24 protein-coding genes are annotated in these 20,001 nt (G+C 67.3%); 15 read left to right on the plus strand and 9 right to left on the minus strand.

The genetic code is table 11. The features are described from left to right. Positions 1–187: 187 nt before the first annotated feature. The 6 genes from AWC03_RS19675 to AWC03_RS19700 all read left to right on the plus strand — a co-directional run bounded on the left by AWC03_RS19675 (position 188) and on the right by AWC03_RS19700 (position 5,325). On the plus strand, positions 188–580 hold the full coding sequence (locus AWC03_RS19675; protein ID WP_085242388.1) for a carboxymuconolactone decarboxylase family protein: 393 nt from the start codon (positions 188–190) through the stop codon (positions 578–580). Positions 581–632: 52 nt separating this feature from the next. Then, complete coding sequence (locus tag AWC03_RS19680; protein ID WP_085242450.1) at positions 633–1,556, plus strand: NAD(P)-dependent oxidoreductase; 924 nt, start codon at positions 633–635, stop codon at positions 1,554–1,556. Positions 1,557–1,763: 207 nt separating this feature from the next. Beyond that, on the plus strand, positions 1,764–2,855 hold the full coding sequence (locus AWC03_RS19685; protein WP_085242451.1) for an amidohydrolase family protein: 1,092 nt from the start codon (positions 1,764–1,766) through the stop codon (positions 2,853–2,855). A 30-nt stretch (positions 2,856–2,885) separates the two neighbouring features. Further along, positions 2,886–4,031 (plus strand): amidohydrolase family protein, encoded by a 1,146-nt coding sequence (locus AWC03_RS19690; protein ID WP_085242389.1) that lies wholly within the window; start codon positions 2,886–2,888, stop codon positions 4,029–4,031. Between the two features lies 1 nt (position 4,032). After that, a complete protein-coding gene (locus tag AWC03_RS19695) occupies positions 4,033–4,443 on the plus strand; it encodes a Rieske (2Fe-2S) protein (protein ID WP_085242390.1) in 411 nt (136 codons plus the stop codon). Positions 4,444–4,458: 15 nt separating this feature from the next. Continuing rightward, positions 4,459–5,325 carry an alpha/beta fold hydrolase gene (locus AWC03_RS19700; RefSeq protein WP_085242391.1) on the plus strand — a complete coding sequence of 289 codons (867 nt, stop codon included), beginning with the start codon at positions 4,459–4,461 and terminating at the stop codon, positions 5,323–5,325. A 5-nt stretch (positions 5,326–5,330) separates the two neighbouring features. Here the strand turns inward: AWC03_RS19700 and AWC03_RS19705 are convergent, their stop codons facing one another. Then, positions 5,331–5,804: a hypothetical protein gene (locus tag AWC03_RS19705; RefSeq protein WP_085242392.1), complete on the minus strand. Its 474-nt coding sequence runs from the start codon at positions 5,802–5,804 to the stop codon at positions 5,331–5,333. 36 nt (positions 5,805–5,840) lie between these two features. On the opposite strand from AWC03_RS19705, the gene AWC03_RS19710 reads away from it, so the two are divergent. The 9 genes from AWC03_RS19710 (at position 5,841) to AWC03_RS19750 (ending at position 13,707) form a co-directional block, all read left to right on the plus strand. Continuing rightward, positions 5,841–7,157: an NADH-ubiquinone oxidoreductase-F iron-sulfur binding region domain-containing protein gene (locus AWC03_RS19710; protein WP_085242393.1), complete on the plus strand. Its 1,317-nt coding sequence runs from the start codon at positions 5,841–5,843 to the stop codon at positions 7,155–7,157. Continuing rightward, positions 7,154–7,450 carry a ferredoxin gene (locus AWC03_RS19715; protein WP_068009970.1) on the plus strand — a complete coding sequence of 99 codons (297 nt, stop codon included), beginning with the start codon at positions 7,154–7,156 and terminating at the stop codon, positions 7,448–7,450. The genes AWC03_RS19710 and AWC03_RS19715 overlap by 4 nt, the downstream gene beginning before the upstream one ends. A gap of 132 nt (positions 7,451–7,582) precedes the next feature. Then, positions 7,583–7,909, plus strand: a complete 327-nt coding sequence (locus AWC03_RS19720) for a hypothetical protein (RefSeq protein WP_085242394.1) — start codon at positions 7,583–7,585, stop codon at positions 7,907–7,909. Between the two features lie 112 nt (positions 7,910–8,021). Beyond that, a complete protein-coding gene (locus AWC03_RS19725; protein ID WP_085242395.1) occupies positions 8,022–9,677 on the plus strand; it encodes a thiolase C-terminal domain-containing protein in 1,656 nt (551 codons plus the stop codon). After that, entirely contained in the window at positions 9,674–10,555 is an 882-nt protein-coding gene (locus tag AWC03_RS19730; protein ID WP_085242396.1) for an alpha/beta hydrolase, read from the plus strand. Before AWC03_RS19725 ends, AWC03_RS19730 begins: the two co-directional genes overlap by 4 nt. After that, positions 10,552–11,367 carry an NAD(P)-dependent oxidoreductase gene (locus AWC03_RS19735; protein WP_085242397.1) on the plus strand — a complete coding sequence of 272 codons (816 nt, stop codon included), beginning with the start codon at positions 10,552–10,554 and terminating at the stop codon, positions 11,365–11,367. The genes AWC03_RS19730 and AWC03_RS19735 overlap by 4 nt, the downstream gene beginning before the upstream one ends. Positions 11,368–11,374: 7 nt before the next feature. After that, positions 11,375–12,175, plus strand: a complete 801-nt coding sequence (locus tag AWC03_RS19740; protein WP_085242398.1) for an NAD(P)-dependent oxidoreductase — start codon at positions 11,375–11,377, stop codon at positions 12,173–12,175. Positions 12,176–12,288: 113 nt separating this feature from the next. Next, positions 12,289–13,494, plus strand: coding sequence for a cytochrome P450 (locus tag AWC03_RS19745; protein ID WP_085242399.1), 1,206 nt, complete (start codon positions 12,289–12,291; stop codon positions 13,492–13,494). A gap of 12 nt (positions 13,495–13,506) precedes the next feature. Then, positions 13,507–13,707: a ferredoxin gene (locus AWC03_RS19750; protein ID WP_066957765.1), complete on the plus strand. Its 201-nt coding sequence runs from the start codon at positions 13,507–13,509 to the stop codon at positions 13,705–13,707. Positions 13,708–13,710: 3 nt separating this feature from the next. Here the strand turns inward: AWC03_RS19750 and AWC03_RS19755 are convergent, their stop codons facing one another. From AWC03_RS19755 to AWC03_RS19790, 8 genes are all read right to left on the minus strand, one after another. After that, on the minus strand, positions 13,711–13,944 hold the full coding sequence (locus AWC03_RS19755) for a DUF1330 domain-containing protein (protein WP_249025923.1): 234 nt from the start codon (positions 13,942–13,944) through the stop codon (positions 13,711–13,713). A gap of 70 nt (positions 13,945–14,014) precedes the next feature. Continuing rightward, positions 14,015–14,203, minus strand: a complete 189-nt coding sequence (locus tag AWC03_RS19760) for a ferredoxin (protein ID WP_085242401.1) — start codon at positions 14,201–14,203, stop codon at positions 14,015–14,017. Next, the gene (locus AWC03_RS19765) at positions 14,200–15,471 is read right to left on the minus strand and encodes a cytochrome P450 (RefSeq protein ID WP_085242402.1); all 1,272 of its coding nucleotides are present in this window, start codon (positions 15,469–15,471) and stop codon (positions 14,200–14,202) included. The genes AWC03_RS19760 and AWC03_RS19765 overlap by 4 nt, the downstream gene beginning before the upstream one ends. A 117-nt stretch (positions 15,472–15,588) precedes the next feature. Continuing rightward, on the minus strand, positions 15,589–16,095 hold the full coding sequence (locus tag AWC03_RS19770; protein ID WP_085242403.1) for a hypothetical protein: 507 nt from the start codon (positions 16,093–16,095) through the stop codon (positions 15,589–15,591). Between the two features lie 17 nt (positions 16,096–16,112). Beyond that, complete coding sequence (locus AWC03_RS19775) at positions 16,113–16,706, minus strand: TetR/AcrR family transcriptional regulator (protein ID WP_085242404.1); 594 nt, start codon at positions 16,704–16,706, stop codon at positions 16,113–16,115. Positions 16,707–16,824: 118 nt separating this feature from the next. Next, complete coding sequence (locus AWC03_RS19780) at positions 16,825–17,973, minus strand: thiolase family protein (protein WP_085242405.1); 1,149 nt, start codon at positions 17,971–17,973, stop codon at positions 16,825–16,827. 4 nt (positions 17,974–17,977) lie between these two features. Beyond that, positions 17,978–18,787, minus strand: a complete 810-nt coding sequence (locus AWC03_RS19785; protein WP_085242452.1) for an enoyl-CoA hydratase/isomerase family protein — start codon at positions 18,785–18,787, stop codon at positions 17,978–17,980. Then, complete coding sequence (locus tag AWC03_RS19790) at positions 18,784–19,950, minus strand: acyl-CoA dehydrogenase family protein (protein ID WP_085242406.1); 1,167 nt, start codon at positions 19,948–19,950, stop codon at positions 18,784–18,786. The genes AWC03_RS19785 and AWC03_RS19790 overlap by 4 nt, the downstream gene beginning before the upstream one ends. Between the last annotated feature and the right edge of the window lie 51 nt (positions 19,951–20,001).

Genomic DNA, 20,001 nt, shown 5'->3' on the forward strand with positions numbered 1-20,001 from the left:
CCTCCCTGTCATCACCGCCGGCGCGAGAATATCATTCTCGCATGCGGAAGTAATGATCTCGCAGTCGGGTTACGGGGTCACGGACGCGGCCCGGCGGATATCGATGCCGACCGCGTTGACCGGTCGCGATGCGAGACTGCGCTCGGGGCATTACGACGCCGGCGCCCCCGGACGAAGGGAAAGACCATTGGATCGCGAGACCTACCAGCGGGGGCTGGACATCCGCTCCGCCGTGCTGGGCGAGGAGTATGTCAGCCGCGCCCTGGCCGACGCGGACGACTTCACCAAGCCCCTGCAGGACCTGGTCACCGAGTACTGCTGGGGCGCGGTGTGGGGCCGCGACGAGTTGTCCCGAAAGACGCGCAGCATGCTCAACCTGGCGATGATCTCGGTGTTGAATCGCCCGAACGAACTGCGCACGCACGTCAAGGCGGCGCTGACGAACGGCGTCACCCGCGAGGAGATTCGCGAGATCTTCCTGCAGGTCGCCATCTACGCGGGAGTGCCGGCCGCGGTCGACAGCTTCCGCATCGCCCGCGAGGCGTTCGCCGAACTAGAGCGGGACCGTGGCGATCGCTAGCGCGGCGAAGCCGGGCGCTGCGGGTCGCGACCATCAAGATTCGGGGATCGCCGTGCGGGTGGGATTCGTCGGGCTGGGGAACATGGGTTTTCCCATGGCACGGCGCCTGATTGAGCAAAACCATGACGTCGTGGCGTTCGACACGCGCGAGGAGGCGCTGGAGCGCGTCGTCGCCTTGGGGGCGCGTCCCGCGTCGTCGCCGAAAGACGTCGCCGACCGTGCCGAGACGGTGCTGGCCAGCCTCCCCACGCCGGCCGCCTCGCTCGAGGTGGCGACCGGTGCGGCGGGCGTGATCGCGGGCGCGCGGATCGAGCGCTACGTCGACCTGTCCACGATCGGCAGCCGCACCGCGGGCCAGATCCACGACCGGCTCGCCCAGCGCGACATCGTGGCGATCGACAGCCCGGTCAGCGGCGGCGTCGGCGGGGCCGAGAAGGGCGCCCTCGCGATCATGGTGTCCGGTCCGCGCGCCGGATTCGAGGCCGCCCGACCCGCCCTCGAGGCGATCGGCCGACCGTTCTACGTCGGAGCCAAACCCGGTTTGGCGCAGACGATGAAGCTCGCCAACAACGTGCTGGCGGCCAACGTCCTGGCCGCGACCGCAGAGGTCGTGGTGATGGGCGTGAAGGCCGGGCTCGACCCGGCCGTGATGATCGAGGTGCTCAACGCCGGCTCGGGCGCCACCAGCGCGAGCCGGGACAAGTTCCCCCGCGCGATCCTGCCCGGGACGTTCGATTACGGGTTTGCCACCGGGCTGATGGTCAAAGACGTGCGGCTCTATCTCGAGGAAGCGGAAGCGCTCGGCGTGCCGACGGACGTGGCCACCACCATCCGCCGGCTCTGGGAGCGGGTCGCGGATGACCAAGGCCCCGATTCCGACTTCACGACGGTCATCAAACCGCTCGAGCGGGCCGCCGGCGTGACGGTCGGCCCGTCGCCCGCCCAGCCCGGTCACCCCCTGCATAGAGGCGGATGACCCCGATCCGCGGGCCAGAGAATGGTATTATCCGGATTTAAGAACGATACTTGCGAAACCCGTGGGAAATCGCCTACTACCAGCGATGATGACTAAACGAAACGCTTACCGAAAACCCATTGAATGACCGTTGAGAAGAATGTTAGGTTATCTATCATATGACCCGGCTGGGCTCGCGTTGGCCGCCCGAGTCGAAGGATGGCTTTCGTGATCGAACACGCTGACGGCACTCGCACACCCCTGATCGACGCGAGCGTGCACATTTTCTTCCCGTCCAACAAGGCGCTGCGGAAGACCCTGCGCGAGCCGTTCAAGAGCCGCGGCTTCCCCGATTACGAGATGGACTGGTATGGCGCTCCCGGCGGTGAGTACGCGCCGAACACCGAGGGACCGGACGGCCAATACCCCGGATCAGATCCGGAATTCGTTGCCCAGGAGCTGTTTTCGAAGCGCGGGGTCGACGTCGCCGTCCTGCATCCGATGGGCCGCGGCATCATGCCCGACCGGCACCTCGGCACCGCCCTGCACGCCGCCCACAACGAGATGATGGTGTCGAACTGGCTGGAGTCCAGCGAGTTCGGCGAGAAGTTCCGCGGCACCATCCGGGTCAATCCGGACGACATCGCCGGCGCATTGCGGGAGATCGAGAAATGGCGCGCGCATCCGCGCGTCGTCCAGATCGGCGTCCCGCTGCAATCCCGCGAGCTGTACGGCAAACCGCAGTTCTGGCCACTGTGGGAGGCCGCGGTCGACGCCGGGCTGCCAGTGGCCGCGCACATCGAGGTGGGCAACGGGATCATGTTCCCGCCAACGCCGTCCGGCAACACCCGCACCTACGAGCAATACGTCAGCTTCATGGCGCTGAATTACATCTACCACCTGATGAACATGATCGCCGAGGGAGTGTTCGAGCGCTTCGCCGGACTGAAGTTCGTCTGGGCCGACGGCGCCGCCGACTTCGTGACACCGTTCATCTGGCGGATGGACACGTTCGGGCGGCCGCACCTCGAGCAGACGCCGTGGGCGCCGCGCATTCCCAGCGACTACCTGCCCGGGCACGTGTACTTCGTCCAGGGCAGCCTCGACGGTCCCGGCGATGTCGAGTTCGCCGGCGAATGGTTCGGCTTCACCGGCAAGGACGACATGGTGATGTTCGGCTCCAGCTACCCGCACTGGCAGTTCGGTGATGCGACGAAGCTGCCCGGCGCGCTCTCCGCCGAACAGCGCGAAAAGGTGTGCTGGCGCAACGCGGCGCAGCTCTACGGCATAGACATGCCCGCCGGGGTCGGCGCACAGTAGGAGTAGGACGTGAGACCGAGGAGTTCGGAGATGACGTTGACACATTCGCAGGAGCGGATTCCCGCTGCCGAGCGCATAGCCGTCCGGTGCGTCGACTCGGATGTCCACCCGGCGCCCAAGCGCGGCGAGCTGGTTCCATACATCCCCGAGCCGTGGCGCAGCAAGTACTTCCTCAACCGCAATGTGGGTGAGCTGATCTACTACGACGCCCCCGACTATGCGCACTCCTACGCGATGCGCGTGGACACCTTCCCCCCCAACGGCGAGTTTCCCTGCAGCGACCCGGACTTGGCGTTTCGCCAGCTGATCATGGAGGCGGGCTCCGACATCGCGATCCTGGAACCCGCCGCCTACCCGGCCCGGCTGCCCGAAGCGCAACACGCGATGTCGTACGCGCTCAACGACTGGCAGGCCAATCACTGGCTGGACAGCCACAACAACTGGCACGAGCGGTGGCGCGGTTCGATCTGCCTGGCCATCGAGGAGCCGCAAGAGTCCGTGCGCGAAATCGAGCGCTGGGCGGGGCACCCCTACATGGCGCAGATCCTGATCAAGGCGGAGCCCAAGCCGTCGTGGGGCCATCCCAAATACGACCCGATCTGGGCGGCGGCGACCAAGCACGACATCACCGTGAGCTGCCACCTGTCGCGCAGCCAGTACGACGAATTACCGATTCCGCCGGTGGGATTCCCCAGCTACAACCACGACTTCATGGTGACCTATTCGCTGCTGGCCGCCAATCAGGTGATGAGCCTGATCTTCGACGGCGTCTTCGACCGCTTCCCGACGCTGCGGATCGTCTTCGTCGAGCACGCGTTCACCTGGATCCTGCCGCTGATGTGGCGGATGGACGCGATCTACGAGGCCCGCAAGTCGTGGGTGGACATCAAACGCAAGCCGTCCGAATACGTCAAGGACCACATCAAGTTCACCACCCAGCCGCTGGACTATCCCGAAGACAAGACGGAGCTGACCCGAGCGCTGGAATGGATGGAGTGCGAGAAGATCCTGCTGTTCTCCTCGGATTACCCGCATTGGACGTTCGATGACCCCCGCTGGCTGGTCAAGCACCTGCCCAAAGCTGCCCGCGACGCCGTGATGTACAAGAACGGCATCGCGACCTATCACCTGCCCGAGACCGTTCCGGTCCTCGAGGGTCAGACCCGGGTGCTCTGAGTTGACCTTCGAACAAGAAGGGGCAGCCAAACGGCCCGAGCCCCGTCTCGCCCAGGGCCGCGAGCATGTCGTCGCAACCGTGGACGAGATCCCGCCGGGCAAGCACAAGCTGGTACCCATCGGGCGGCACGGCGTCGGTGTCTACAACGTCAACGGCAGCTTCTATGCCATCGCGAATTACTGCCCCCACCAAGGCGGTCCGCTGTGTTCGGGGCGGGCCCGGGGACGGACGATCGTCGACGAAACCGCTCCGGGTGACTCGGTCATGGTGCGCGACCTGGAATACATCTATTGCCCCTGGCACCAATGGGGTTTCGAGCTGGCGACCGGCACGACCGCCGTCAAACCGGAATGGAGCATCCGCACCTATCCGGTGCGCGTCGTCGGCAACGACGTTCTGGTGCAGGCCTAACCACAGGAGAATCGCGTGCCTTCAATGGAGATCAACGGGGGAAATGTCGTCTACGAAATCCTCGGTGAGTCAGGCGATCTCATTGCGCTGACGCCGGGCGGGCGGTTCAGCAAGGAGATCGAGGGGCTGCGCCCCCTCGCCGACGCGCTCGTCGCCGGCGGGTATCGCGTCCTGCTGTGGGACCGACCCAACTGCGGTGCCTCCGATGTGCAGTTCTACGGACAGAGCGAGTCGCACATGCGCGCCGAGACGCTGCACAAGCTGGTGACCGGCCTGGGCTTCGAGCGCTGCATCCTCGCCGGCGGATCGGGCGGGGCACGCGATTCCATGCTCACCACGATGCTCTACCCCGAGATGGTCACCAAGCTGGTGGTGTGGAACATCGTCGGCGGCACCTACGGCACCTTCGTGCTCGGTTCCTTCTACATCATCCCGAGCATTCTCGCCGTGCGCGGCACCGGAATGGACGGTGTGGTGAAGGTGGCCGAATGGCGTGATCGCATCGAGGAGAACCCGAACAACAAGCAGCGGTTCCTCGACTTCGACAAAGACGAATTCCTCAAGGTGATGCTGCGCTGGCTCAACGCGTTCGTTTCCAAACCGGGGCAGACGATTCCGGGTGTCGAGGACGAAATGTTCGACCGCATCAAGGTTCCCACGTTGATCATCCGCGGCGGTGAGAACGACATGGATCACCCCAAACGGACGTCGCTCGAGGTGAGTTGTTTGATCAAGGGGTCCAAGCTCATCGATCCGCCCTGGCCGGAGGACGCGTGGGAGCGTGCGGCCGAAGACCGCGCGGCGGGGCGGGTGCAGCACTTCAACATGTTCGACACCTGGGTGCAGGCCGCACCCGCGATCCTCGAGTTCCTGGGCTCGTGATGTTGCTAGACGGTGCGAATGTGGACCTCGCAGTTGAGCGAGGCCTCCAGAGCCGTGTGAACCCGGCTCTCCGGGATGCGGTCGAGGTCCTCCTCACGCAGCGTCACGTAGACGATGTCGAAGCCTTCGTCGCCCGGGGTCCGCTCGATCTCACCGGTGAGCCCGAAACCGGACAGCACGCCGTGGGCATCGTCGTCGGTCCCACGGCTGATGAAGGTGACCACCCCGGCAACCGGGGAGCCGCCGAACACTGTGGTGCACAACCCGATCGCCGCCTCGATGGCCTCGTCACCGTGTTCGGCCGCGATCAACAATTCAACTTCACGGCGGCCCAGGGGCATAGCCGGGAGGTCGTTCTCGACCACGCCGGCACCCGACTGCCCGGCGAGCTGAAGGAGCGCTGCCATGCCGTCTCGTAGCTGCGCGGGCGTGCACACGTCTTTCGGATCGACATTGACGCGCACCACCGCAGTTCGCATGGGCGCAAGCCTAACCAAGACGCCGGCGGGCCAGCCGTGAACACCGCGCAATCCACCGCCATCACCACCGTCGCCTTCCCCGGGTGTGAACCCCGGTTGCTGTTCGAACGAACCGGCCAACCCCGCGAGGACCTCGCGGCGTATCGGCGGCTCGGCGGATACCGGCCGCTGGTCGACGCCGACTCGTTGCTGCGCGAGGTCGACGCCGGTGGGCTGGTCGGCCGCGGCGGTGCGGCCTTCCCGCTCGCGATCAAGTTGCGTACGGTGCGCGACAATGCCGGCCTCGCAGGGCGCGGTGCCGGTGGCGCCGTGGTCGTCGCGAATGGCGAAGAGGGAGAACCGGCTTCGATCAAAGACCGCTGGCTGCTGCGCAACCGGCCCCACCTGATCCTCGACGGGCTCCGGCTGGCGGCAGCGATCGTCGGCGCGGGCCGCGCCTACGTCTACGTGTCCGACCCGGAGTCGGCGCACAGCGTCGAGACCGCGCTCGATGAGCTGGGTCCCGACGCGCTCGGCGTCACGGTCGGCATGTTGACCGTGCAGCCCGGGTATGTGGCCGGCGAGGAAACCGCCGCCGTCCGCGCGATCAACGGCGGCCCGGCCAAGCCGACCGACAAGCCGCCACGCCCCTTCGAAACCGGCGTCGACGAGCGGCCCACACTGGTGAGCAACGTCGAGACGCTGGCCAACCTGCCGTTCCTGCAGGGCCACGGCGCCGCGGCATTCCGCTCGCAGGGCACATCACTCTCCCCGGGCACCTTCCTGGCCACCATCACCGGGGCCGGCCGGTCGCCCGTTCTCTACGAGCTTCCGCACGGCATGCCCTTCACCGAACTCCTTGCCCTGCACGGTGTTCCGGCGGAGCACGTGCGAGGTGCGTTGCTGGGCGGCTACTTCGCCGGTCTGCTCAACCGCACCGTGCTGGACACGACGCTGGACCACGAGACGATGCGGCGACTGGGCAGCGGCCTGGGTTGCGGCGCCATCTCGGTGATCACCGACGACTGCCCCGTCGCGGTCGCCGCGTCGGTGCTGGCCTACTTCGACCGCGAGAACGCCGGCCAATGCGGGTCGTGCTTCAACGGGACGGCGGCGATGGCCGCCGTCGCAGGCGCGCTGCGAGACGGCGTGGCGACAACCGAAGACGTCGAGCGGTTGCGCCGCTGGTCGGTGCTGCTGCGCGGACGCGGCGCGTGCGCAACGCTGGACGCCGCCACCAACGTCGCCGCCAGCCTGCTCGGTCAGTTCCCGGGCGAAGTCGCCACCCATCTCGACGGCGCGTGCCCGGACTGCGCCCGCGGCGCGTTCCGGGCCGACCGGCCCTACCAGGCGGAGGCGGTGAGGCTCGCATGAAGATCCGTTTGGACCGCACCGTTTGCGACGGCTTCGGAATCTGCGCGAAATACGCGCCCGGGTATTTCTCGCTGGACGACTGGGGCTACGCGTCCCTCATCGGCGACGGCACCGTGGCGGAGGCGGATCGCGACGCCGTCATGCGCGCATTGATGGACTGCCCTGTACACGCCATCGCCGAGATCGGTGAGCGCACGTCCCCGTCCGCACACCCGCCCCTCGCCGACGCGGACGATCCGGCCGAGCGCCTCAAAACCGAGGAGAACGAGGCGGAGTGGGGATTCACCCGTTGACCCGTCTTCGGTCGCGCTGATCACCGGGTGCGCTCTGTCGCCGCCCTTGAAAAAGTTCCTCCTGGTCAGGGCGGCATCGACGGAATAGGCTGACACCAGCCAAGGTCAGGATGGCCCCACTGGAGGCCCACCATGAGGTGGTTCGTTCGTCGTCTGGCCGCCGCCCTCGCGGTCGCCTTCGTGGCGATGGCGGTCGCGGTGATCGCGACGCCGGCAATCAGCTCGGCGGAGTGCGACCAAAACATGTCGTTCAACCCGGCGACCCGCGAGTGCAAACCGCCGCCGGCACCGCCGTCGTGGTCGTGGTACACACCCCCGCCGCCATACGCCCCCTCGTTCGCCGGGCAGGACGTGCCGCCGCCTCCGCCACAACCATGGTGGACATCGGAGCCCCCGATGTGGAGTGTCGGCTTTCACCAGTGGGGCATCTACGTGGGCGGCGTGTGGGTGCCGCTGTGACGGGTGGCGAGCGTGCCTCGATCGCGCCGCGTGCGAGTGATAACGTAATTCTCCGATTCGTATAACGGTCCTACCAGTTGCGCTGCAGGACCGTTCGACGCGCGGAGGTGACGTGCCAGCAGCACCGGGACGACCGTTGCCCCTGATCACCCAGGACAACGAATTCTTCTGGACCTCGGGCGCCGACGGCACGTTGCGGCTGCAGCAGTGCAATGGCTGCGAATCGCTGATCCACCCCCCGGCCCCGGTGTGCCGGTACTGCCGATCGCGCGATATGGGCGTGCGGCCGGTCTCCGGCAAGGCGACGCTCGCCGGCTTCACCGTGAACCACCGGTTCAGCGTGCCCGGCATGCCGGCGCCCTACGTGATCGCCCAGGTCGCCATCGCCGAGGACCCCCGGGTCCGGCTGACCACCAACATCGTGGACTGCGATCCCGACCGGCTCGAACTCGGCCAACAGGTGGAGGTCGTCTTCGAACCGGCCGAAGACGTGTGGCTGCCGCTGTTTCGGCCGGCCGCGGATTCCGCGCGCGCACCCCTGCCGGCCGACGAGATCGCGCCCGAGCGGTTCGGCGAATACGTCCGCCCGATGCTGACCACGGCGAAATTCGAGGACAAGGTCGCGCTGACCGGAATCGGCATGTCGCCCATCGGGCGCCGATTGATGCAACCGCCGCTGGCGCTGACCGTCCAGGCGTGCGAGGCGGCGATCGCCGACGCGGGGCTGACGTTCGCCGACATCGACGGCCTGTCAACGTATCCCGGCGGGGGCAACCTCGGAGGGTTCGGCGAGGGCGGCGTCACCTCGCTCGAGGCCGCCCTGGGCATCCGGCCGGTCTGGCACAACGGCGGGATCGAAACCTTCGGCCCGGGAGGATCGTTGATCGCCGCGATGCTCGCTGTCGCCGGCGGGCTGGCCCGTCACGTGCTGTGCTTCCGCACGTTGTGGGAAGCCACCTTCAACGAGCTGATGAAGCAGGGCAAGATCAGCGGATCGATGGGCCGGGCGCCTGGCTGGCTGATGCCGTTCGGCGCCACGTCGGCGGCCCACACGCTCGCCATGAACGCGCAGCGGCACTTTCACCGCTACGGCACCACCAAGGAGACGCTCGGCTGGATCGCGTTGAACCAGCGGGCCAACGCCGAGCTGAACCCCACGGCGGTGTACCGAAGCCCGATGACGATGGATGACTACCTCAACGCGCGGCCCATCACCACGCCCTTCGGCCTCTATGACTGCGACGTGCCCTGCGACGGCGCCATAGCGGTCGTCGTCTCCGCCGTCGACGCCGCCCGGGACCTCGCCAAGCCGCCGGTGCTGGTGGAGGCGGTGGGCACGCAGATCATCGAACGCATCGACTGGGACCAGAGCACGTTGACCCATGAGCCGCAGGTGCTGGGCCAGGCCGCGCACGTGTGGACACGTACCACGTTGCGCCCCAAGGATGTTGACATCGCCGAACTCTACGACGGTTTCACCATGAACTGCCTGTCATGGATCGAGGCCCTGGGCTTCTGCGGCATCGGCGAGGCCAGAGAGTTCCTGGACGGCGGCAAGAACATCGCCCGCGACGGCCAGCTGCCACTCAACACGCACGGCGGCCAGCTCTCGCACGGCCGCACCCACGGCATGGGCCTGGTCCACGAGGCCGTCACCCAGCTGCGCGGCGAGGCCGGCGATCGCCAGGTCGCCGGCGCCCGCGTCGGCGTGGTCAGCAGCGGCGGCCTCACCCCCAGCGGCGTGCTGTTGTTGCGGGCGGACACATGAGCGGCCCCGCGCCCCGCCCCCGGCTGGTGATCGTCGACGGCGTGCCGATGTCGGCGCTGATCGCCGAATCCCCCGAACCCACGGCCGTGATCGTCGCGATCCACGGCGGTGGCACCACCGCGATCTATTTCGATTGCCCGGGTCACCCGTCGCTGTCGATGCTGCGGACCGGCGCCGCGGCCGGATTCACCGTGGTCGCGCTCGACCGGCCCGGCTACGGCAGCTCCGCCCCCTATCCGGAGGCGATGGCGCTGCCCGAGCAACGGGTCAACCTCGCCTACGGCGCGGTGGACCGCATCCTCGGTGATCGGGCTCGCGGCGCGGGGCTGTTCCTGATGGGGCATTCCGGCGGATGCGAACTCGTGATGCGGATGGGCGCCGACGAGCGCGGCGCCGATCTGCTGGGAATCGAACTGGCCGGCACCGGTCGGCACTACCACCCCGCGGCCAAGGAAATACTCAAAACAGCGACCCGCGAACGACGCCCGTCGGGCATGCGCGACCTGCTATGGAGCCCGGAGCACCTGTACCCGCCCGAGGTCCTCGGCGGCGCGACGGTGTCCCCGTCCGCGCCGTCCTATGAGGACCAAATGGTGTCGGACTGGGCACGCCAGACTTTCCCAACGCTTGCCCCGGCTGTCCGGGTGCCCGTGCACTTCAGCATCGCCGAACACGAAAAAGTCTGGCAGGCCGATGATTCGGCGGTGCAGCAGATTACCGCGATGTTCTCCGCTGCGCCGCGGTTCACCGTGCATCGGCAGTCCGGCGCGGGGCACAACATCAGCCTCGGCCACACCGCCGCGGATTATCACGCGGAGGTCCTTGGGTTCGTCGATGAATGCGTGACGTCATCAAGCTCGGAAGAGGCCACCGGATGAGAGTCGGATTCATCGGTCTGGGCAGCCAGGGCGGCCCCATGGCGCGGCGGATCATCGAGGCCGGCTACGAGACGACACTGTGGGCGCGCAGGCCCGCAACCCTCGAGCCGTTCGCCGACACCACGGCCAAGGTTGCCGAGTCACCGGCCGAACTCGCCGCGGCCAGCGACCTGGTCTGCCTGTGCGTCGTGGGCGACGCCGACATCGACGAGATCGCGGGCGGTGAGCGCGGGCTGCTGGCGGCGATGCAGCCGGGCGGTGTGATCGCGGTGCACAGCACCGTGCACCCCAACACCTGCCGGATGCTGGCGAACAGGGCTGCGGCCAAAGGCATCTCGATCATCGACGCACCCGTGAGCGGCGGCGGACCGGCGGCCTCCGAGGGGCGGCTGTTGGTGATGGTCGGCGGCGACGCCGACGTCGTCGAGCGGTGCCGCCCCGTCTTTGCCACCTATGCCGATCCGATCGTCCACCTCGGGGAGCTCGGTTCCGGTCAAACCACCAAGCTGCTCAACAACCTGCTGTTCACCGCCCACCTGGCCACCGCCGCCACCGCGCTCTCGCTGGCCGGCGCCCTCGGTGTCGACCCGGACCGCCTCACCGAAGTCGTGTCTCGCAGCAGCGGGAACAGCTTCGCCCTCAACGCCCTTGGCGGGATCGGCGGATTGGAACGGCTCGCCGGCGTGGCCGGGACGCTGCTGCAAAAGGACGTTCGCCTGGTGGTCGACCTGGCCGAACGGGCCGGGGCGAGCGGGGGAATGGTGCTGGACGCGGCCGACGCCGCGCTGGACATGATGGGCACTTCCCGATGAAGGCCCAGTGAGAATCGGGTTCGTCGGTGCCGGACGGATGGGCCGACCCATGGTGGCCCGTCTGATCGAGGCCCGGCATGACGTCCTGACCCTGGGCCGGACGTCGGAAAAGCGAAGCGATCTCGAGCGGCTCGGCGCGCGTGCCGTCCACGACGTCGCCCAGGCCGGTGCCCGGGCCGACATCGTGGTGCTCTGCGTGTTCACCGACCAGCAGGTGCGAGAGGTATGCCTGGACGGCGGGTTGCTGTCCGCCATGCCGCAAGGTTCGGCGCTGGTGGTGCACACCACCGCCAGCCCGAAGACGATCGACGACCTCGCCGCACGCGCCGACGGAGTCGACGTCGTCGACGCCGCGGTCAGCGGGGGCCCGCACGACATCGCGGCCGGCCGGCTCACGCTGTTCGTGGGGGGAGCCGACGACGCGGTGGCGCGCGTGCGGCCCGTGCTGGACTGCTACGGCGACCCGGTTTTGCACGTCGGCGCGCGTGGCTGCGGACAAATCGTGAAACTGGTGAACAACGCCCTCTTCGCGGGGCAAATCGGGCTGCTCGCACACGCCATGCGATGGGGTGAGCGGCTCGGCGTGCCGGAACCGACGTTGCTGACCGCGTTGACACAGGGCAGCTCGACCAGCCGCGTCCTCGACCTGGCGGCGGCGGCAGGTTCCGTCGCCTCGTTCCTCGAGGTGGCCGGCGAATTCGTGCGCAAGGACGTGGCCGTCGTGCGCAGCATCAGCGCGGAACTCGGCGGTGACCTGGGCACCCTCGACGACGTCATGAAGTCCGTCGACGTCGCGAAGAGGGCTTGAGAACTTGGCGTTTCGGTCTTTCCGGTTCGTCACGAAGGTATTACCGTTACCGTTACAGTCAGCGACTCCGCTGTAACGGTTGCAGCCCGCCCTCGCCGCTGAGGAGGATTTCAGTGACAAAACCGAAGGTCGTCTTCGATCCGTACTCCGAGGACTACTTCAACAACCCGTTCGACATCTATCGACGGATGCGCGAGGAAGCGCCGCTGTATTACGACGAAAAAGAGGACTTCTACGCGCTGACCCGCCACGAGGACGTCGCGGCCGCGTTCAAGGACTTCGAGACCTACTCCTCGGCGCGCGGCTGCGACCTGGCGATGGTGCGCCGGGGCGTGTCCCCCGAGCAGAAGTCGATCATCTTCATGGATCCGCCCGAGCACCGCCACATGCGCAGCCTGCTCAACAAGGCGTTCACTCCCCGGGCGATCCAATCGCAGCGCGAGACGATCATCGAGGTGATCGACAAGTACCTCGGTGCCGCCGACCCCGGCAACTTCGACGTCGTGCAGGACTTCTCCGGGCCGTTCCCGGTCGAGGTGATCACCCGGATGGCCGGCGTGCCGGAGGAGTACCGGCAGCAGGTCCGCCACTGGATCGACACCAGCCTGTCCCATGAACCGGGACAGATCGAGATCAGCGAAGCCGGCATGCAGGCCAACATCGACACCGCGATGTACTACTTCGGCCTGGTCCAGGAGCGCCGCGCGGAGCCGCAGGACGACATGATCAGCAGGCTGATCGCGGCGGAGATCCCCGGCGAGAACGGTGAGATGCGCAAGCTCGATGACATCGAGATCACCGGCTTCGCGACGCTTTTGGGCGGGGCGGGCGCCGAGACCGTCACCAAGCTGCTCGGCAACGCGGCGGTGATCTTCGCGCGCCACCCCGACCAGTGGCAGAAACTGCAGGAGGACCGCGACAAGATTCCCGGGGCGGTGGAAGAGCTCCTGCGCTTCGAGGGGCCGGTGCAGTACAACGTGCGCTACACCCTGAAAGAGGCACACGTCAGCGGCGGCGTGATTCCCGCCGGCAAGCCGGTGTTCCTGTGCGGCGCCGCGGCGAACCGCGACCCGGAGGCCTTCACCGACGCCGACACCTTCGACATCGAGCGCGACCAGACCGAGGCGCAACACCTCGGCCTGGGGTACGGGATCCACAGTTGCCTGGGCGCGGCGCTGGCCCGCCTGGAAAGCAGGATCGCGCTCGAGAGGCTCCTCGATTTCATGCCGCGCTACGAGGTGGACTGGGCGGGCTGCACACGGGTGAACATGCAAAACGTCGCGGGCTGGAAGAACGTGCCCGTCAAGATACTTCGGTAAAGGGGGTCACGGATGACCAAGAAGATCGAAGTCGACTGGGGACTCTGCGAGAGCAACGGCGTCTGTATGGGCATCAACCCGGAGATTTTTCTGCTCGGCGACGACGACATGCTGACCGTGCTGCAGGAAGAAGTCACCCCGGAGAACGAGGCGGACGTGCGCGAGGCCGTTCGCCAGTGCCCCCGGCAGGCCATCTCGATCGTGGGCGAGTAGCGATCAGAATCCGGAGACGATGACGGCGTTGCAGTCGGCCGCGGCCTGCCGCAGCTTCGCCGCCTTTTGATAGGCCTCGGACTCGTACCACGCACGGGCCGCGTCCACCGATTCGAATTCCAGCACGACGGTCTGGTCGCCGTGCCAGGCGCCCTCGATCACTTTCGGAGCAGTGTCAACCGCCAGGATGGTGGCACCGGCCATCGCCGAACCGGCAGCCTGGGCATAGGCTTTCATGCCCTCCGGATCCTTGATGGCCTCGGTGAGGATGACGTACCCTTTCGCCACTGAATCTCCTTAACTCCGATCAGATCTTGCTGATGGCCTGCTCGGGACAGCACTCGATGGCCTCTTGAGTGGCGGCCTCGAATTCCGTTGGGACGTCGGACGTTATCGCCTCCGCGTAACCGTCGTCGGTGAGGGTGAACACCTCCGGGCACAGCGTGGTGCAGACGCCATGGCCGCGGCAGCGCTGGTCGTCGACTGTGACTTTCATGCCGGGGTGAACTCCAGGTGCAGTTCCGTCAATCCGCGCAGGATGTAGGTCGGAACGTATTGGTAGCGGCGGTGGTTCGCGGGGCCGTGCAGGTGCTCGTCGATCCTGATGTCCGACGTCCTGTCGAGTAGGCGCTCGATCGCCACCCGCGTTTCGGCGCGCGCCAGCGGCGCTCCCGGGCAGCTGTGGATACCGCGCCCGAACGAGATGTGCTGACGGGCGTTCTTGCGGGCCGGGTCGAAGGTGGCCGGGTCGTCGAACCGGCGCGGGTCACGGTTGGCGGCCGCCTGCACGACCATCACGGTGGTTCCCGCCGGCAGGTCGACGCCACCGACATTGACGGGCACCCGATTCAAGCGGAAGTCACCCTTGACCGGGCTCTCGTGCCGCAACGACTCCTCGATGAAATTGGGGATCAGGCTGCGGTCCTTGCGCAACTGCGCCTGGATGTCGGGTCGCTCCCCGAGCGTCTGCAATGCCGCCCCCAGGAGCCGCACGGTGGTCTCCTGCCCCGCGGAGAAGACGTTGCTGGCGACGCGGGCCACGTCTTCGACCTCGGGGGTCGAGCCGTCGGGATACGTGGCGGTGGCCAGGCCGGTCAGCACGTCGTCGCGAGGGTCGCGCCTGCGGTCGGAGACGTAGTCGGAGAACAGCCCGTAGAGGAACTCCAGCGGGCTGTGCGCGAGCGAGCCCTTGGTTCCCCCGACGCCGCCACCCGAGTGGTCGCGGATGCCCTTGACGAACTTGTCCCGATCTTCCTCGGGCACGCCGAGCAGGTCGGCGATGACGAGCAGCGTGAACGGGCCGGCAAAGCCCTTGATGAACTCGCCACGGCCGGGCGCCAGGAAGGTGTCGAGCGCCTGATCGGCGAGCACCCACATGGCGTCCTCGTTCTCCTTGAGACGCTTCGGGGTGATGAGCCGCATCAGCAGCGAGCGGTGGTTGGTGTGGGTCGGCGGATCGAGCGTCGGCAGTTGGTCGCTGAACGGCAATTCGTCGCGGTGCTCTTCGATCAACCCGGTGATGTCGTCACCTTCCAGCGGCACCGGAAAGCCGGGAAAGGGGCCGGTCACCGAGATGCACGAGGACCACGTGTCGGCGTCGTTGAGCACCGCGCACGCCTCGTCCCAGCCGGTGATCATCGTGACGTTGTGATGGGGTTCCCGCGTGACGGGGCAGCGCTGGCGCAGCGCCTCGTAGTAGGGGTACGGGTCGCCGATGAGCTCGCCGCCGCGGAAGAAGTCCAACTCGGAGAATTCGTTCGCCATCTCCCGCTCCTCGAATCTCGGCTAGTGAGAACGCGCCTCTCGGATATGAGTATTACATTTCCATAAGGCATGCCGGTCGTCAACGAGGGGCCCGGCCCTGGGCGGCCGGTGCACGGCTCAGCTGGCGGGAACCAGATCGGCGGCGACCGATGGCCAGGCCAGCAATCCGCTACGGAAGGTCTCGACGGGACCGATCGAGCCGTCTGGAAGAGCGGCGGCGGCCAGGGCCTGGGCCTTGAACGTGTGGGCGGCCATGCTCAGCCGGTGCTGCACCAGGCCGACGCTGTCGTCGAGCTCGGCCGGCCAGTTCTCCCCCCACAGCGTGACCTCGGTGACGCCGTGATCGAGGGCCTGCAACACGCCTTGCCGAACCCGCGAGTCGCAGCCGAACAGGTCCGCCGCGGCCGCCAGGGCCTGGGGACGGGGACGTGATTGCACCGACGCCAAGGCGTCTTCGAGGTCGATCACCCGGGCGCCGAGGATCTGCAGTGGCCGATCGTCGGGGTGGTCAGCAACGAGCACGGTGACGTCCCACCCTGCCATCGCCCGGTCGAAGAGCCAGCCACCGGCGAAGCGCACCACGTCGACAACGGTGGCGGCGACCACGTCGAGCCGGTATCTCATTTCCTCGCGTGGCTCTTCTACGGGGCGAAGTCCCGCGCCAGTGTCTCGGCGTACTGCTTGAACGCCTCGGTTAGCGGTATCGATGGATCGAGCAACCATGTGGTTTCCATTCCGTGGACGAAGGCGAGAATCTCTACTGCCTTGACGGCGGGGTCGATGTCCGCGCGGTATCGGCCATCGGCCTGCCCGCGGCGGATGAGATCGGCGACGATGTCGGTGGCGGCGCGATGCCGGGCCAGCATCCGGTCGTGCAGCGGGGCGTCGGGAAGGATGTTCTCGACCAGCAACACCGTGAATGTCCCCACCAGTTCGGGTGCCCGGTTGAACCGATCGGCGACCTGGGCGATCTGGGCGAAGAGATCACCGGTGCGGTCGGCGTGGAGGTCGTCGTCGAGGTCGCGCGCGTCGAGGACGGCGTGCAGCAGCTGCTCTTTGGATTCGAAGTGATGCAGCAGACCGGCGGGGGTGACCCCGGCCTCGCCGGCGATCTGGGCGAGGGTGGTGCTGCGCCAGCCGTTGCGCGTCAGCAGCCGTTGCGCGACGTCGAGGATGCGCTGCTTGCGGTCCTCACCTTTGGCGAGCAACGTGTCGTATCGCCGTGCGTCGGGCACCGGACTCCTTCGACCGAATGGCGGGCAACCAACCTAGTGAACACACAGTAGGTTAGTTTGCCGGCTGTGACAAGGGTCACCCGGGGCCTTTTGTTTTCGGCGTGCGGGGACGCCGGCGCTACCGCACGAGTTCGACCAGGGTGGCGTTGGCGGTGCCGCCGCCCTCGCACATGGTCTGCAGCCCGTATCGAATCCCGTTGTCGCGCATGTGGTGCACCATGCGCGTCATCAGCACCGCCCCGGACCCGCCCAGCGGGTGGCCCAGCGCGATGGCGCCGCCGAGCGGGTTGACCCGCTTGGGGTCCGCCCCCGTTTCGGCGAGCCACGCCAGCGGCACCGGCGCGAAGGCCTCGTTCACCTCGAACGCACCGACCTCCGACAGCTGCACGCCGGCCTTCTTCAGCACCTTCTCGGTCGCCGGGATGGGACCGGTGAGCATGAGCACCGGGTCCGCCCCGGTGACCGCGCCCGCCAGGTAGCGCACCAACGGGGTCAAGCCGAGGTCGACCGCCATTTCCGCCGTCATCACCAGCAAGGCCGCCGCACCGTCGGAGATCTGCGAGGAGTTGCCCGCGTGGATCACGCCGTCTTCGGTGAAGGCCGGCTTCAGGCCGCTGAGTTTCTCCACCGTGGTCCCCCGCCGCACACCCTCGTCGGCGGCGACGACCATTCCGTCTTCGGTGAAGACCGGCACGATCTGTTCGGTGAAGGCGCCGGCGTCCTGGGCCGCGGCGGCCCGTTCGTGGGAGCGCGCGGAGTATTCGTCGAGCCGGGTCCGGGACAAGCCCCACTTCTTGGCGATCATCTCGGCCGACAGCCCCTGGTTGAAGGAGAAGTCGTCATAGCGGGCGAGGACCTTCGGGCCGTACGGCATGCCGGTCGCCCGGGCCGAACCGAGCGGGACACGGCTCATGACCTCGACGCCGCCGGCCACGACGACGTCTTGCTGACCGGACATCACCGCCTGCACGGCGAAGTCGAGGGCCTGCTGGCTCGACCCGCACGCGCGGTTGACGGTGGTACCGGGGATGGTCTCCGGCCAACCGGCGGCCAGGACCGCGTAACGCCCGATGTTGCTGGACTGGTCACCGACCTGGGATACGCATCCCCAGATCACGTCGTCGACGGTCTCCGGGCCGACTCCGGCGCGCTCCAGCAGTTCGTTGAGGACGACGGCCGACAAGTCGGCGGCGTGCATGCCGGACAGGCCGCCGTTGCGCTTCCCCACCGCAGTGCGCACGGCTTCGACGATGACTGTTTCCCGCATATCCCTACTCTTCTTCCTTCGATCGTGCTGATGCCCACCGGCCAGTGAACGACGGCTCCCGCCGCTCCGCGAAAGCGGCGTACGCCGCGGCCGCGTCGGCCGTTGCGAAGTTTCCCACTTGCGCGCGTGCCTCGTTCGCGAGGGCACCGCGCAAGGTGCTGTCGGCGCCCTGGTTCAGCAGGGCTTTGGTGTGGGCGAGGGCGATCGGTGGACCCGCCGCCAACCGGTCCGCGAGGTCGTCGACGAAGGCGTCGATTTCCGCGCCCGGCACCAGCCACGTCACCAGGTTCAGGGCGTACGCTTCCGCCGCGTCAATCGTCTCGCCCAGCAGCGCGAGCCGCTTGGCCTGTTGCAGGCCAACGAGTTTGGGCAGGAGCCAGGAGCCGCCGAGGTCGATCGACAGACCACGCTTGGCAAAGATCTGGCAGAACCTCGATTCCGGTGTGGCGACCACGAAGTCACATCCCAGGGCGAGGTTCCAGCCCGCCCCGACGGCCACCCCGGTCACCTTGGCGATCGTCGGTATCGCGAGCTCGTGCAGAGCGAGCGCGACGTCGGTCAGCCGCTGCAGCTTGTAGTTCGGGTGCACGTCGTCGGGCGCCGAGATGTCGGCGCCCGAGCAGAAGCTGCCGCCGGAGCCGGTGAGCACGAGTGCGCGCACGCCACGATCCCGGCCGGCGCCGAGCAGCGCGTCGCGCAACGCGGCCCAGAGTTCGGGGTTGATCGCATTCTTTCGGCGCGGACGGTTGAGGGTGAGCGTGCGCACTCCGTCGCGGTCTTCCGACAGGAGCACGGGTTCGTCGGCGGACGTCAGTAGCTCCTCGGCAATTTCAGGACGTTCGCTCCCAGGAAGTTCAGGATCATCTCCTGGCTCACCGGTGCGATCTTCATCAACCGGGCCTCGCGGAAGTAGCGCGTGATGTGGTACTCCTCCGCGTAACCCATGCCGCCGTGGGTTTGCAGCGCCCGGTCGGCGGCGGTGAAGCCCGCATCGGCGCACAGGTATTTCGCGGTGTTCGCCTCGCGCCCACACGGTTTCCCATGGTCGTACAACCAGGTCGCCTTGCGCAGCATCAGCTCGGCGGCGTCGAGGCGCGCCAAAGAGTCCGCGAGCGGGAATTGCAGGCCCTGGTTCATTCCGATGGGCCGGCCGAAGACCTCACGCTCGTTGCCGTACTTGACCGCCCTGTCCAGCGCCACGCGGCCGATGCCGAGCGCCTCGGCGGCGATCAGCATGCGTTCCGGGTTCAGACCGTCCAGGATGTACTGGAAACCCTTGCCCTCCTCGCCGATTCGGTCCTCCACCGGTACCTCGAGGTTGTCGATGAACAACTCGTTGGAGCTGACGGCGTTGCGGCCCATCTTGCGGATCGGCCGGATGTCGATGCGGCTGCGGTCCAGATCGGTGATGAACAGGGTCATCCCGTCGGTCTTCTTGGTGACTTCCTCGTAGCTCTGCGTGCGGGTCAGCAACAGGATCTTGTCGGACTCCATGGCTTTGGAGATCCACACCTTGCGGCCGTTGACGATGTAGCGATCGCCGTCGCGTTTGGCGAAGGTGGTGATGCGCGAGGTGTCCAGTCCCGCACCGGGTTCGGTCACGCCGAAGCAGACGTGGACTTCGCCGGTTGCGACCTTGGGCAGGGTGCGCGCCTTGAGTTCGTCGGAGCCGTGCACCACCACCGGTTGCATGCCGAAGATGGAAAGGTGGATCGAGCTGGCTGCGTTCATGGCGCCGCCGGATTTGGCGACCTCCTCGAGCAGGATGGTGGCTTCGGTGATACCGAGGCCGTGTCCGCCGTACTCGGTGGGAATCGTCATGCCCAGCCAGCCACCCTGCGCGATGGCCTGGTAGAACTCGCGCGGAAATTCGTGCGCCTGGTCTTTTTCCATCCAGTACTGATCGTCGAATTTCCGCGCCAGCTCGGCGACCGACCGTCGGATCAGCTCCTGGTCATCGGTCAGCTCGAAGTTCATTCCAGCGCCGGGCATTTAGCGCTCCTCCTCTTTCAGCGCGAGCAGACGCAA

Source organism: Mycobacterium europaeum (assembly GCF_002102155.1).
In the GTDB taxonomy this organism is placed as follows: domain Bacteria; phylum Actinomycetota; class Actinomycetes; order Mycobacteriales; family Mycobacteriaceae; genus Mycobacterium; species Mycobacterium europaeum.